Origin of the sequence: Sediminibacter sp. Hel_I_10 (assembly GCF_000688335.1) — a bacterium.
GTDB lineage: Bacteria > Bacteroidota > Bacteroidia > Flavobacteriales > Flavobacteriaceae > Psychroserpens.
This window is the reverse complement of sequence record NZ_JHZX01000001.1, coordinates 829086-843433: the sequence shown is the minus strand read 5'-3', so window position 1 is coordinate 843433 and position 14348 is coordinate 829086. Positions and strand designations below refer to the sequence as shown.

The 14348-nt window shown below is 38.1% G+C and carries 10 protein-coding genes and 1 pseudogene; 9 read left to right on the top strand and 2 right to left on the bottom strand.

Features of this window, described 5'->3' with window-relative positions:
- Window positions 1–38: 38 nt before the first annotated feature.
- Window positions 39–1045: pseudogene (locus P176_RS19945) on the bottom strand (endo-1,4-beta-xylanase).
- 325 nt (window positions 1046–1370) lie between these two features.
- Here P176_RS19945 and P176_RS0103770 point away from each other — a divergent pair.
- Genes P176_RS0103770 through fsa form a run of 5 tightly spaced genes read left to right on the top strand, consistent with a single transcriptional unit; the run spans window position 1371 to window position 7899 of the window.
- A complete protein-coding gene (locus tag P176_RS0103770; RefSeq protein ID WP_026753450.1) occupies window positions 1371–2357 on the top strand; it encodes a GntR family transcriptional regulator in 987 nt (328 codons plus the stop codon).
- A 3-nt stretch (window positions 2358–2360) separates the two neighbouring features.
- The gene (locus P176_RS0103765) at window positions 2361–3845 is read left to right on the top strand and encodes a xylulokinase (RefSeq protein ID WP_026753449.1); all 1485 of its coding nucleotides are present in this window, start codon (window positions 2361–2363) and stop codon (window positions 3843–3845) included.
- A gap of 23 nt (window positions 3846–3868) precedes the next feature.
- Complete coding sequence (gene xylA, locus P176_RS0103760; RefSeq protein WP_026753448.1) at window positions 3869–5194, top strand: xylose isomerase; 1326 nt, start codon at window positions 3869–3871, stop codon at window positions 5192–5194.
- A 1-nt stretch (window position 5195) separates the two neighbouring features.
- On the top strand, window positions 5196–7238 hold the full coding sequence (locus tag P176_RS0103755) for a transketolase (protein ID WP_026753447.1): 2043 nt from the start codon (window positions 5196–5198) through the stop codon (window positions 7236–7238).
- A 4-nt stretch (window positions 7239–7242) separates the two neighbouring features.
- Window positions 7243–7899 carry a fructose-6-phosphate aldolase gene (gene fsa / locus P176_RS0103750; protein WP_026753446.1) on the top strand — a complete coding sequence of 219 codons (657 nt, stop codon included), beginning with the start codon at window positions 7243–7245 and terminating at the stop codon, window positions 7897–7899.
- Between the two features lie 6 nt (window positions 7900–7905).
- On the opposite strand, the gene P176_RS0103745 is transcribed toward fsa, so the two are convergent.
- The gene (locus tag P176_RS0103745) at window positions 7906–8595 is read right to left on the bottom strand and encodes an NUDIX domain-containing protein (RefSeq protein ID WP_026753445.1); all 690 of its coding nucleotides are present in this window, start codon (window positions 8593–8595) and stop codon (window positions 7906–7908) included.
- A 265-nt stretch (window positions 8596–8860) separates the two neighbouring features.
- Between P176_RS0103745 and P176_RS0103740 the strand changes: the two genes are divergently transcribed.
- From P176_RS0103740 to araA, 4 genes are read left to right on the top strand one after another with little or no spacing between them, the layout of a single operon-like run.
- Window positions 8861–10411, top strand: coding sequence for an alpha-N-arabinofuranosidase (locus P176_RS0103740; protein ID WP_026753444.1), 1551 nt, complete (start codon window positions 8861–8863; stop codon window positions 10409–10411).
- A gap of 33 nt (window positions 10412–10444) precedes the next feature.
- The gene (locus tag P176_RS0103735; RefSeq protein ID WP_026753443.1) at window positions 10445–12136 is read left to right on the top strand and encodes a ribulokinase; all 1692 of its coding nucleotides are present in this window, start codon (window positions 10445–10447) and stop codon (window positions 12134–12136) included.
- On the top strand, window positions 12120–12821 hold the full coding sequence (locus tag P176_RS0103730; protein ID WP_026753442.1) for an L-ribulose-5-phosphate 4-epimerase: 702 nt from the start codon (window positions 12120–12122) through the stop codon (window positions 12819–12821). The genes P176_RS0103735 and P176_RS0103730 overlap by 17 nt, the downstream gene beginning before the upstream one ends.
- 14 nt (window positions 12822–12835) lie before the next feature.
- Window positions 12836–14344: an L-arabinose isomerase gene (araA, locus tag P176_RS0103725; RefSeq protein ID WP_026753441.1), complete on the top strand. Its 1509-nt coding sequence runs from the start codon at window positions 12836–12838 to the stop codon at window positions 14342–14344.
- The last annotated feature ends 4 nt before the right edge of the window (window positions 14345–14348 follow it).

Sequence of the window (14348 nt, the reverse complement as noted above, 5' to 3'; positions counted from 1 at the left end):
TCAATATATAAAATTGATACATATAACCTTCGCTCTAATTAATCTTCTTTCGTGGAAAGTATTGCCTCCAATGCCTTTTTAGGTTGTTTATTGCGGTCGTACAGTAATGGGTAATTGGTTCTATTGGCTATTGGGTAGTCATTTTTCCATGACATCCCATCATGTAATCCCCAAAATGTGATTCGGCTTATCTTGTCTCGTTTGTTATAAAATATTTTAAATAGTTCAGCATATCTATTAGCTAATTGCTGTTGCATAGCTTCTGGCAAACCATTTTGATAAGGGTCTAAAAATGTTTTGAACTCTTCCAAATCATATTGCGGGTGCAATAATCCTGTTCCAATGATTTGACCTTCTTTAGTTAGTGGCAATACATCGATATCCAATTCCGTAATCATTACTTTTGCACCTAATGAAGCGAAGGAATCTATGGCAGCCTCAATATACTCGGTTTTGGGTAATTCAGTCCCCAATGTCCTTGAATACCTACACCATCCACTCTCACGCCTTCTTTTTGTAGCATTCGTATCATTCGCATAATTCCATCTCGTTTTGTAGGTCGCCAAGCATTAAAATCATTGTAATATAGTTCTGTGTTTGGAGCATATGTTTCTGTAAACTTAAAGGCATTTTTCACTAAAGTATCGCCATTACCAATGCCATTGACCCAAGTGGTTGGTCGGTAAGAGCCATCATTATCTATGATTTCATTGACAACGTCCCATGCATCTACTTTACCAGCGTATCTGCCGGCAATAGTTTCAATATGTTTGCGCATCTGCTCTATTTGCGCCTCTTTAGTTTTTGGTTGTCCTTCGTTATCCTTAAAAAACCAAGCTGGGGTTTGATTATGCCATATTAAAGTGTGCCCGACAATGAATAAATTATTTTGTTTTCCAAAATCAACAAAGTCATCGGCAGGTTTGAAATTATAAACGCCTGGTTCAGGATTGATGCGCTCGGCTTTCATGACATTTTCTGGGGTAATGGCGTTGAATTGTTCCAAAATAATCGTTCTAGAAATTGAATCCTTCCCAGATGCCATATCTTCATTTAAGGCATTTCCGATTAAGAAATCCTCCTTAAAAGTATTCTTCAACGTAGTGTTTGAAGTTTCACTTCTTGACTTTGAAGCCTTCTTTTGTTCTTCACAGCCAGTAATAAGGAAGACACAATAAAAGGATAGGAGTTTGAGTAGGATTCGATTCATTTTTAAGTAATTTAAGATGCAATTGAGATATTAATTAGGATGTTGTATTTTTTGAATCAATCATTTCAAAATTATGTACATCAGAAATATATTTTGAAATTTTTACGTAAATATAAATATAATATTTATTTTTACATACCAGAACAGAACAGAACGGTTAATGAATTTAGAAATTAATTTTGATAGCGATATTCCAAAGTATCAGCAGTTGGTTAATACCATAAATGATGCGCTTGCTAGCAGTACGATTTCTAGTGGCGATGCCTTACCATCTGTAAATAATATCTGTAAAGATTACAATCTTTCCAGAGATACGGTCTTTAAGGCCTATACTATTCTAAAGGAAAATGGGGTGGTAGAATCCGTTCCTAATAAAGGCTATTATGTCGCAAACGACACTCGAAAAGTCCTTTTAGTCTTGGATACGTTCAAGGCTTATAAGGAAGTTCTGTATCATTCTTTTGTGAACAACCTGCCTAAAAATGTAATTGTAGATGTACAGTTTCATCACTATAACATCAATAATTTCAGAACAATTCTCAATAACAGCAAAGGCAAGTATTATAAATATGTCGTGATGCCCTTTAATCATAAAGAGGTAACATCCATTTTTTCAGAATTCGATAATGACAAACTATTGTTGATTGATTGGAATATCCATTCAACTCAAGCAAATAATTATGTGTTTCAAGATTTTGGAAAGTCGTTTTACGACGCTTTGGTTGAAACGATTCTTCCTTTCAAAAAATACAAGAAACTCGTTTTTGTATATCCAACGTTTACGAGCCACCCCAAAGAAAGTCTTGCCTATTTCAAGAAATTCTGCGAAGAACATCAGTTTAAAAATCGGATTATTACCAATCCGGAAGAATTCAAAGTCGTAAAAAATGAGGCTTATATAAGCGTAAGCGATAGAGTTTTAGGTCTGTTTTTAGAACAATGTAAGGCCCAAGGTTTTGAGCCAGGAACGGATGTCGGATTTCTGTCTTACAATGAAACCCCAATGAAAAAATTCATCTATAAAGGGATTTCAGTCATCTCAACTGACTTTAAGGAAATGGGAGCCCACGCTGCGGAATTCATCAAACATGACAAACCATTACAAGAATATATACCAACAATATTAATATTAAGAGATTCATTATAAACTATGTACTATTTAGGATTAGACATCGGAAGTTCGTCAATTAAAGCCGCTTTGGTTGAAATAGCTACCGGACGAAGCATAGGCGTTGCCCAAGAACCGGAGCAAGAAATGTCCATGTTTGCCCAAAAAAACGGGTGGGCAGAACAAAAACCCGAAGATTGGTGGAAGCACGCTTGCAATGCCATCACACGGTTAAAAAAGCAATATAATATCTCTCGAACCCAGATTAAAGGCATCGGGATTTCTTACCAAATGCACGGACTTGTGATTGTGGACGAAGCTGGGAATCCACTTCGAAAAAGTATCATTTGGTGCGATAGTAGGGCAGTGGAGATAGGCAACGAAGCGTTAGAAGCTCTTGGCGAAGACAAATGTGCCAATCACTTATTGAATTCTCCTGCGAATTTCACCGCTTCAAAATTGAAATGGGTAAAAGAAAACGAGCCAGACATCTATAAAAAGATTTACAAATTCATGTTGCCGGGCGATTACATTGCTTTCAAATTCTCGAACGTGATCAACACGACGATTTCGGGACTTTCAGAAGGTATCTTTTGGGATTTTAAAAATGAATCGGTTGCTGATTTTCTCTTGGAATATTATGGCATCGATAAAAATTTAGTCCCAGATATTGTGGATACGTTCGGATTGCAATCTGTTGTGGATGAAAAAGGAGAAGCAGAAAGCGGCATTGCTGCTGGAACACCAATCTATTACAGAGCCGGAGACCAACCGAATAATGCCTTATCATTGAACGTGTTTAACCCTGGCGAAGTAGCGGCGACAGGTGGAACATCAGGCGTTGTCTATGCGGTAACCGACAATTTATCTGGAAAGGAAAGCACACGAGTTAATAATTTTGTTCATGTTAATCATGAAAAGTTAAATCCTAGAATAGGAAAATTACTCAATATTAATGGTGCTGGTATTCAGTATCGTTGGTTGCTGAACAACCTTGATGTCAGTTCTTATGAAGAGATGAATAATTTGGCTGCCGACATCAAGATTGGTTCTGATGGTGTGTGCTTAATTCCATTTGGAAATGGCGCCGAACGAATGCTGAACAATAAAGAAATCGGTACGCGAATCGCAAATTTAAATTTAAACAATCATCATAAAGGTCATATCTGTAGAGCTGCTTTAGAGGGCATCGCGTTTTCATTCGTCTACGGTATGGAAATTTTAAAATCAGATGGTATTAAACCAAGTGTCATCAGGGCTGGTAACGATAATTTATTCCGTTCAGAAATTTTCGCAAATACGGTCGCTACGCTGATAGAACAGGAAATAGAAATCTACAACACCACAGGAGCCATCGGCGCCGCGCGTGCAGCCGATTTACATAAAGGTAATTTTGAAAGTTTTGGGCAGGGCATTATCGATAATGACCATGTCATGACGTTCATGCCATTCAAGGACAAAAGGCCTTATTTGGAAGCTTACAATAATTGGAAAAAAGAACTAGAAATTATATTAAACAACAAATAATAACTTATTAAATCATTAGTAAAATGGCAATTATAGGAAACAAGGAATACTACAAAGGTATCGGAGACATTAAGTTTGAAGGAAAAGAATCAGACAATCCATTAGCATTTAAATATTACAATCCAGACCAAGTGGTTGCAGGAAAAACAATGCGTGAGCATTTTAAATTTGCAATTGCTTACTGGCATACTTTCTGCGGACAGGGAAGCGATCCGTTCGGTCCAGGAACCCAAAGTTTTGAGTGGGATAAACCAACTGATGCGGTTGAAGCAGCCAAAGAAAAAGCAGACGCAGCTTTCGAATTTATTACCAAAATGGGCTTTGGATACTATTGTTTCCATGATTACGATTTAATTAGTGAGGGCGCCACATTCCAAGAATCAGAATCGAGATTGGCAACGATTACTGAATATCTTAAGGAAAAACAAAAAGCATCAGGAGTTAAATTATTGTGGGGTACTGCCAATTGTTTCTCAAATCCTCGCTATATGAATGGCGCATCTACCAATCCAGACTTTAATGTTGTGGCGAGAGCTGGTGGTCAAATAAAATTGGCATTAGATGCAACTATGGCATTAGATGGTGAAAATTATGTATTTTGGGGAGGTCGTGAAGGTTATATGAGCTTGTTGAACACTGATATGGGACGAGAATTGGACCACATGGGACAATTTTTAACGATGTGCAGAGATTACGCGCGTTCTAAAGGCTTTAAAGGAAATTTCTTTATCGAACCAAAACCAATGGAGCCTTCAAAACATCAATATGATTTTGATACCGCAACCGCGATTGGGTTCTTAAAGGAATACGGTCTAGACAAAGATTTTAAAATAAATATTGAAGTCAATCACGCCACTTTAGCACAACACACCTTTCAACATGAAATCGAAACTGCTGCAAAAGCAGGGATGTTAGGCAGTATGGATGCCAACAGAGGCGATTACCAAAACGGATGGGATACGGATCAATTCCCAAACAACATCCAAGAAACAACCGAAGCGATGTTGGTATTCTTAAAAGCTGGTGGTTTACAAGGTGGTGGGATCAATTTTGATGCTAAAATCAGAAGAAATTCAACCGATTTAGAAGATGTTTTTCACGCTCATATTGGTGGTGCAGATACCTTTGCAAGAGCTTTGTTGATTGCAGATAAAATCATTACATCATCTCCTTATGAAAAATTAAGAACTGAAAGATATAGTTCTTTTGATTCTGGAAAAGGAAAAGACTTTGAAGCAGGTAAATTAGATTTAAATGATTTATATAAGATAGCTCAAGAGAATGGCGAATTAGAATTGAAAAGTGGAAAACAAGAGTTGTTTGAAAATATCATAAACCAATACATCTAAAATGAACAAAAAGATAGACCAACAATCGGCAGATAATATTAGAGCCTTGGCAGTAGCCATGGTCGAAAAAGCATACTCTGGGCATCCTGGAGGCCCTATGGGAGGTGCAGATTTTATGCACATCCTGTATTCGGAATTCTTCAAGTTTGATCCAACGGACATGACTTGGCCATTTAGGGACCGTTTCTTTATGGATGCTGGGCATTTGTCAACCTTGATGTATGCACAATATTATTTGTTGGGTAATTACGAAAAAGATGACGTCGCTAACTTTAGACAATGGGGGTCAATTACCCCCGGTCATCCTGAAGTTGATGTTAAAAGAGGCATTGAAAATACGTCTGGTCCATTGGGTCAAGGTCATACTATGGGCGTTGGCGCTGCCATTGCAGCAAAATTCCTTCAAGCGCGTTTTGGCGATTGGATGAATCATAAAATTTATGGTTTCATTTCTGACGGAGGTGTTCAGGAAGAGATTTCTCAAGGTGCAGGTAGAATTGCTGGCCATTTGGGCTTGAGCAATTTTATCATGTTCTTCGATTCCAACGACATTCAGTTATCTACTGCCACTGATGAAGTGACCAGTGAAGATACTGAAATGAAATACAAAGCATGGGGATGGAACGTTATGACGATTGATGCACATAACCATGACGAGATTAGAAAAGCGCTGACCGATGCCAATAATGAAACCGAACGACCAACCCTAATTATCGGTAAAACGATAATGGGTAAAGGTGCGGTTGCAGCAGACGGAAGTATGTTTGAAGGCCACTGTGAATTGCACGGTCAGCCCATCGGGAACTCTGGAGCAGATTACGAAAAAACCTTACTTAATCTAGGCGCTAAAGTTGAAAGTCCTTTTGATATTTTTGAAGATGTTCAATCGTTTTACAAGGATCTTCTCAAGAAAAAAGAAACTGAAGCAGCTCAAAAGAAAAAGGAAATCTCCACTTGGAAAAAGGAGAATGCAGAGCTTTCAGATAAATTGGATTTCTTTTTATCAGGAAAGTTGCCAGAATTGGATTTTGAATCCATCGAGCAGAAAGCGGGGTTGGCTTCTAGAGCGGCATCCTCCGCTGTGTTGGGTTATCTAGCCGGTAAGGTGGAGAACATGATTGTGTCTTCTGCTGATTTATCTAATAGTGATAAAACCGATGGCTTCTTAAAGAAAACACACGCGCTTAAAAAAGGAGATTTTTCAGGTTCTTTCTTACAAGCAGGTGTTGCGGAGTTAACCATGGCATGTATCGCTAACGGATTGGCATTACACGGCGGAATTATTCCAGTCGTAGCCACATTCTTTGTGTTTTCAGATTATATGAAACCAGCCATTCGTTTAAGCGGAATTCAAGAATTACCAGTGAAATATGTTTGGACACATGATGCCTTCCGAGTTGGAGAAGATGGACCAACCCACCAACCGGTGGAGCAAGAAGCTCAAATCCGATTATTGGAAAAATTGAAAAATCATAGCGGTAAACCAAGCTTTTTAGCCTTGCGACCTGCAGATTCAGCAGAAACAAGTGTTGCTTGGAAAATGGCTTTGGAAAATAACTCAACGCCTACCGGATTGATTCTATCAAGACAAGGTATCACAGATATTTTATCGGTTAATGGTTCAAGATATAAGGATGCATTAGCGGCTGAAAAAGGTGGTTATCTCGTTAAAGAAGTTGAGAATCCAGATGTGGTTTTAATCGCAAATGGTTCTGAAGTGGCAACTTTGTTTGAAGCAGCCGAGATTTTAGAGTCCCAAAACGGATTAAAAGTGAACATCGCTTCTGTGATTTCTGAAGGATTATTCAGATTGCAATCTAAAGATTATCAGGACAGCGTGATTCCTAAAAACAAACCTTTATTTGGTTTAACAGCAGGTTTACCAGTAAATCTTGAAGGTTTGGTTGGAGATAACGGAACAGTGTTCGGATTGGACCATTTCGGTTATTCTGCACCAGCGACTGTGCTCGATGAAAAATTTGGTTTCACAGGAGAAAAAGTCAGCAAACAAGTATTGGAGTATTTAAAAACAACTAAAAAATAAGATTATGAAATTCTTTATAGATACAGCAAACCTTGATGAAATAGCCGAAGCACAAGCTTTGGGAGTTTTAGACGGGGTTACTACAAATCCTTCGTTAATGGCAAAAGAAGGTATTACCGGAAAAGATAATATTTTGGCGCACTACAAGAAAATCTGCGATATCGTAGATGGTGATGTGAGTGCCGAAGTTATTTCAACGGAATTCGACGGGATGGTTGAAGAAGGGGAGGCGTTAGCCGCTCTGCATCCACAAATCGTAGTAAAATTACCGATGATTGCAGCAGGAATAAAAGCCTGTAAGCATTTTTCAGATAAAGGAGTAAGAACTAACGTGACTTTAGTGTTTTCTGCTGGGCAGGCATTATTGGCAGCAAAAGCAGGAGCTACTTATGTGTCGCCTTTCTTAGGAAGATTAGATGATATTTCTACCGACGGATTAAATCTGATTGCAGAAATTCGTTTGATTTATGATAACTACGGGTTCGAAACTCAAATATTGGCAGCATCCATTCGTCACACCATGCACGTTATTGACTGTGCGAAATTAGGCAGTGACGTCATGACCGGACCGCTCTCATCTATCACTGGATTATTGAAACACCCATTGACGGATATTGGTCTTGCTAAATTTTTAGAAGATTATAAAAAAGGAAATAACTAAAACAAACTATAACTTCAAGTAGAAGTCGTTCGTTTGTTTTTCATCATATTTTTCTTGGTCAAACTGATAGAGATATGACCCTTTCGTTGAAGAGGTCATATCTTTTTCTTTTAATTTAATCAGGATGTCCATCGATTTGATTTTATTGATAAAGTTTCGTTTGTCCAATTCTTTATCCAAAATCGTTTCATACAATTTTTGTAATTGACGCATCGTGAATTTTTCTGGTAATAATTCAAAACCAATTGGATTTATTGACGTGCGGCGTCTCAATCGTCTTACCGCTTTAGCAAGCATTTCGTCGTGGTCAAATATCAAATTGGGTACTTTACTTAAGCTAAACCATTTCGCTTTAAAATTATCTGTTGATTTTTCATGGTGCTTTTCAATATTTACAATGGCAAAGTAAGAGGTGGAGATGGTTCTTGCTACAGGATCGCGGTTCACATCACTAAAGGCATACAATTGTTCTAAATAGATGTCATGCATCCCTGTCAATCTGTAAAGAATGCGAGAAGCGGCGTCATCTAAAGTTTCATCTTTTTTCAAGAATCCACCCATTAAGGACCATTTTCCTTTTTCAGGTTCAAAATCTCTCTGAACCAGCAGCACTTTTAAATCCTCATCATCAAATCCAAAAATGATACAATCTACAGCTAAAAACAGCCTGTCATCTGGCATGTAACCTTTATACATAAAAAAATTTTTGCAAAAATAAAACAAACTTTTAATAAATAAGGGCTGAAATCCTTTAAGTGTTAAAATTACATTTATTTTTTAAAACGTTAGGTTTTCAAAATACTTTTTAATTACTTTGAAGTGTCTGAAATACACTTATATGTAATTTAGATACCATTTTAACTTTGATTAGTGACATATTTAGTCACTGTGTTTTGAGATAATCAGAGAAAAACATTGAATTGATAAACTACTAACCACTACTTTTTAAAGATTTAATTTAATGAATACAAAATTCTTCAAGTTTTTACAACCGCTCATTTTTATTTGTATTACCACATTAGGATATTCCCAGACTACCACAGTTAAATGGGGTAACACAAATGACACAATAAAAATCAATAAACACATTTATGGTCATTTTGCAGAACATTTAGGCAGATCTATTTATGATGGTTTTTATGTTGGTGATTCGTCTAAAATAGCGAATACAAATGGTGTTAGAAATGATATTATTAATGCCTTGAAAGACTTAAAAATTCCCAACTTAAGATGGCCAGGAGGTTGTTTTGCGGATACGTATCATTGGAAAGATGGCATAGGTCCAAAAGAAAATCGTCCGACGATTGTTAATCAATGGTGGGGTGGAGTTACCGAAGATAATAGTTTTGGTACTCATGATTTTTTGAATTTATGTGAGGTACTTGGTGCTGAACCTTATCTCTCTGGAAATGTTGGAAGTGGTACCGTTCAAGAGTTTGCAGATTGGGTGCAATACACCAATTTTGATGGTAAAAGTCCGATGAGCGACTTAAGAAAGGAAAATGGGAGGGAAAAACCATGGAATGTAAAATATTGGGGGATAGGTAATGAAGCTTGGGGCTGTGGCGGAAATATGACTGCAGATTACTATGCGAATATTTATAGAACCTACGCCACGTTTATTTCCGATTGGACAAATTCTGGAGGCTTAGTGCGTATCGCCTCTGGAGCCAGTGGCGACGATTATAATTGGACAGAAACCTTGATGAAAAATGTACCAAACAAAATGCTGGGAGGTCTGGCATTACATCACTATTCGGTAATCGATTGGGAAAATAAAGGACCTTCTGTAGATTTTACAGAGAATCAATATTTTTCTACCATGACAGAAGCCTTAAAAATGGAGGAGCTTGTAACAAAGCACTCCGCTATTATGGACAAATACGATCCAGATAAAAAAATTGATTTGGTCGTAGACGAATGGGGAGGTTGGTATGATGTCCAAGAAGGAACGAACCCAGGGTTTTTATATCAACAAAACACGATGCGTGATGCTGTTTTGGCAGGAGCGACATTGAATATCTTTAATAATCATGCAGCTAGAGTTCGTATGGCGAATTTAGCGCAGTGTGTGAACGTATTACAGGCCGTAATTCTTACCGATAAAGCGAAAATGATTTTAACGCCAACTTATCATGTCATGCATATGTACAAGGTACATCAAGATGCGACATTGATTCCTTTGGAATTTGAATCTCCTCTATACACTTTTGAAGGAAAAACACTGCCTGCCGTATCTGTTTCTGCTTCAAAAGACAGTACTAAAACGGTTCATATCTCTATGGTTAATGTAGATGCGCACAAAGAAAATACGATTGAACTTGACTTAAATGTATTAGGATTGAAAAATGTCACTGCCTCCATTTTAAGCTCTAAAAATTTACAGGATTACAATTCTTTTGATAAGCCTAATAACATACAGCCAACCAACTACAAGGATTTTAAATTTAAAAAGGGAGTGCTTCAAGTAACTCTCCCACCATTCTCCGTAATTGTATTGGAAGCAAAATAATGATTTTAAAAAGTATTAAATTAAAAGATTGAGATGAGTAATTATGTAATTGGAGTGGATTACGGTTCGGATTCTGTGAGAGCTGTCTTATTAGATACATCTACAGGAGTGGAGTTGGCATCCAGCGTTCACTATTACCAGAGATGGAAAAATAATGAGTATTGCAATCCGTCCATCAATCAATTTCGCCAACATCCCCTAGACCATATTGAGGGCCTGGAAAATACTGTTAAAGCGGTTGTCGAAAAAAGCAATGTAAAAGCTAAAGAGATTAAAGGCATTTGTGTCGATACCACTGGGTCTTCGCCTGTTCCTGTAAGCAAAGATGGGATTCCGTTAGCAATGGTGGAGGGTTTTGAACATAATCCAAATGCTATGATGGTGCTGTGGAAGGACCATACCGCGATTCCAGAAGCCAACGAAATCAATAAATTGGCCAATAATTGGGGCGGAGAGGATTTTACAAAATATGAAGGTGGCATCTATTCATCAGAATGGTTTTGGGCAAAAATATTGCACGTCATCAGAGAAGATGAGGCTGTAAAAAATGCGGCTTACACCTGGATGGAACATTGCGATATAATGACCTATTTATTGATTGACAATAAGGATTTAAAATCATTTAAAAGAAGTCGCTGTGCTGCTGGTCACAAAGCCATGTGGCACGAAAGCTGGAACGGTCTGCCTCCTAAAGAATTTCTGGGTCAGTTAGACCCTTATTTATCTGAATTGCGGGATCATTTATATACCGAAACATTTACATCTGATACGATAGCAGGAACTCTTAATGAGGAATGGGCAAAAAAATTAGGGCTAAACACTGAGACTATTATTGCCGTTGGAACCTTTGATGCACATGCAGGAGCGGTTGGTGCAAAAATTGATAAAAACACCTTGGTACGGGTCATGGGAACCTCTACTTGCGATATCATGATATCTCAAAACGAAGTGATAGGAACCAAAACCGTTCGCGGTATTTGTGGACAAGTGGATGGCTCTGTGATTCCAGGTTTTATAGGCTTAGAAGCTGGACAATCCGCTTTTGGAGATGTGTTGGCCTGGTTCAAGGATATCTTGAATTGGCCAATTGAAAATTTAGTGATGACGTCTGAGTTGCTTTCAGAAGCAACGAAGAAACAACTTCAGGAAGAAATTGATGCCAAATTCATCAAAACCTTATCAGAACAAGCAGAGCAAATTCCTTTATCAGAAAGTATCCCAACGGCTTTAGATTGGATAAATGGTCGTAGAACACCAGATGCAAATCAAGAATTAAAAAGTGCAATTAGTAATTTGTCACTCGGCACTAAAGCCCCGCATATGTTCAAGGCTTTAGTGAATGCTATTTGTTTTGGCTCTAAAATGATTGTGGACCGTTTTGAAAGTGAAGGTGTCAAAATTGAATCTGTTATAGGTATTGGAGGCGTCGCAAGAAAATCACCTTTCATCATGCAAACCTTGGCCAATGTATTAAACATGCCAGTGAAAGTTGCCGAATCTGACCAGGCACCCGCTTTGGGAGCAGCAATTTATGCATCGGTTGCCGCTGGAATCTATCCAAATGTGATAGAGGCCAGTAAAAAAATAGGAAGTGATTTTGAGGCTGAATATCTTCCGCAGGCAGATCGTATTAAGGTATATGAAGATAGAATGAAATCCTATAAAGTATTAGGGGAATTTATTGAAACTACTATTAAAGAAAAGAAACATGAGTACCAAGTATAAATCATTAAAGGAAGAATGCTACGAGGCGAATATGCAACTGAATGCTTTAGGTTTGGTCGTGTACACTTTTGGTAACGTCAGTGCCGTCGACCGAGCTAATGGTGTTTTTGGCATTAAGCCCAGTGGAGTGCCTTACGAGTCATTAAAACCAGAAGACATAGTGATACTCGATTTTGAGAATACTGTTGTTGAAGGAACAATGAAACCATCATCAGATACGAAGACGCATTCTTTTTTGTACAAGAATTGGGATGACATCGGGGGCGTTTCTCATACACATGCCAAATTTTCCTGTGCGTGGGCACAAGCGCAAAAAGATGTTCCGATTTTCGGAACGACGCATGCAGATCATTTAACTGCAGATATTCCTTGTGCGCCGCCTATGAGCGATAATTTGATTGAAGGAAATTATGAGCATAATACGGGAATTCAAATTTTGGATTGTTTCAAGAATAAAAATCTTTCCTACAAAGAAGTCGAAATGATTTTAATAGGAAATCACGGTCCATTTACTTGGGGAAAAGATGCAGCGAAAGCGGTTTACAACAGTAAAGTATTGGAAGTTGTTGCAGAAATGGCCTATCTCACACTTCAAATAAATCCGGGAGCTCCACGCTTAAAAGAAGCATTAATTAAAAAACATTATAACCGTAAACATGGCAAAGATGCCTATTACGGACAATAACCAACACACATAAAATGATTGATATCACACATAAAGAAATTTGGTTCGTAACAGGTAGTCAACACTTGTATGGCGAAGAAACATTAAATCAAGTGGCGAAAAACTCACAGGAAATCTCCAAAGGCTTAGACGCCTCAACTCATATTCCTGTAAATGTCGTTTTCAAGCCAACGGTAAAAACACCTTCAGAAATTACAGCCATTTGTGAAGCCGCGAACGCTTCCAAAGAATGTATTGGGATTATCACTTGGATGCATACCTTTTCTCCTGCTAAAATGTGGATTGCCGGTTTGAGTATTCTGAACAAGCCACTGTGTCATTTACATACACAGTTTAATGCAGAAATTCCTTGGAAAGACATCGACATGGATTTTATGAACCTCAACCAATCTGCGCATGGCGACAGAGAGTTTGGTTATATCATGTCGCGCATGCGTATCAAACGTAAAGTTGTTGTTGGGCATTGGCAAGAAGAGCGCGTTCATAAAAAAATCGGAATCTGGTCAAGAGTCGCTTTAGGCTGGGACGAAATGAGACATTTGAAAGTGGCGCGAATTGGAGACAATATGCGTGAAGTAGCTGTCACCGAAGGCGATAAAGTAGAAGCACAAATTCGTTTTGGTTTATCTGTAAATGGTTATGATTCTTCAGATGTGACTTCAAAAATCGAGAAGGTTTCTGAACAGCAAATTTCAGACTTGATCAAAATATATGAAGCCGATTACAATTTGTCTGATAATTTAAAGGCAGATGGTAGTATGAGAGCATCTCTAGTTGAAGCGGCGAAAATAGAAATAGGGTTGCGTGCATTTTTAGAGGATGGTGGTTTTAAAGCATTCACCGATACGTTTGAAAATTTAGGAGATTTGAAACAATTACCTGGTTTGGCCGTACAACGTTTAATGGCCGATGGTTATGGTTTTGGAGGTGAAGGCGACTGGAAAACGGCTGCGATGGTGCGTGTTATGAAAGTCATGGCACATGGATTAGAAGGAGGTACTTCGTTTATGGAAGATTACACCTATCATTTCACACCAAAAAAATCCTATGTTTTAGGGTCTCATATGTTAGAAATTTGTCCAACCATTGCAGATGCCAAACCAAGTTGTGAAGTGCATCCTTTAGGGATTGGCGGCAAAGAAGACCCTGTTCGATTGGTATTTAACTCACCAGAAGGCTCTGCAATTAATGCGTCTTTGGTAGATATGGGCAATCGTTTTAGATTGATTGTAAATGAAGTTGAAGCCGTAAAACCAATGGGCGATTTACCAAAATTACCAGTTGCACGTGTGCTTTGGGATGCCAAACCAAGTTTAGATATAGCAGCAACGACTTGGATTTTAGCTGGCGGTGCACATCATACCGTCTATTCCCAAGCCTTAACCACAGAGTATATGGAAGATTTTGCAGATATTACAGGAATTGAATTATTAGTTATTGATCAAGATACGAAGATCAGAAACTTTAAGGATACAATGAACGCCAATGAGGCCTATTACAATATGTTCCAACATCGTTTATAACTAA

What these genes read in the sequence shown, in the direction of transcription:
- xylA (WP_026753448.1), top strand. Translation starts at nt 3,869, where the DNA reads ATGGCAATTATAGGAAACAAGGAATACTACAAAGGTATCGGAGACATT.
- P176_RS0103770 (WP_026753450.1), top strand. Translation starts at nt 1,371, where the DNA reads ATGAATTTAGAAATTAATTTTGATAGCGATATTCCAAAGTATCAGCAG.
- P176_RS0103765 (WP_026753449.1), top strand. Translation starts at nt 2,361, where the DNA reads ATGTACTATTTAGGATTAGACATCGGAAGTTCGTCAATTAAAGCCGCT.
- P176_RS0103740 (WP_026753444.1), top strand. Translation starts at nt 8,861, where the DNA reads ATGAATACAAAATTCTTCAAGTTTTTACAACCGCTCATTTTTATTTGT.
- P176_RS0103745 (WP_026753445.1), bottom strand. Translation starts at nt 8,595, where the DNA reads ATGTATAAAGGTTACATGCCAGATGACAGGCTGTTTTTAGCTGTAGAT.
- fsa (WP_026753446.1), top strand. Translation starts at nt 7,243, where the DNA reads ATGAAATTCTTTATAGATACAGCAAACCTTGATGAAATAGCCGAAGCA.
- P176_RS0103735 (WP_026753443.1), top strand. Translation starts at nt 10,445, where the DNA reads ATGAGTAATTATGTAATTGGAGTGGATTACGGTTCGGATTCTGTGAGA.
- araA (WP_026753441.1), top strand. Translation starts at nt 12,836, where the DNA reads ATGATTGATATCACACATAAAGAAATTTGGTTCGTAACAGGTAGTCAA.
- P176_RS0103730 (WP_026753442.1), top strand. Translation starts at nt 12,120, where the DNA reads ATGAGTACCAAGTATAAATCATTAAAGGAAGAATGCTACGAGGCGAAT.
- P176_RS0103755 (WP_026753447.1), top strand. Translation starts at nt 5,196, where the DNA reads ATGAACAAAAAGATAGACCAACAATCGGCAGATAATATTAGAGCCTTG.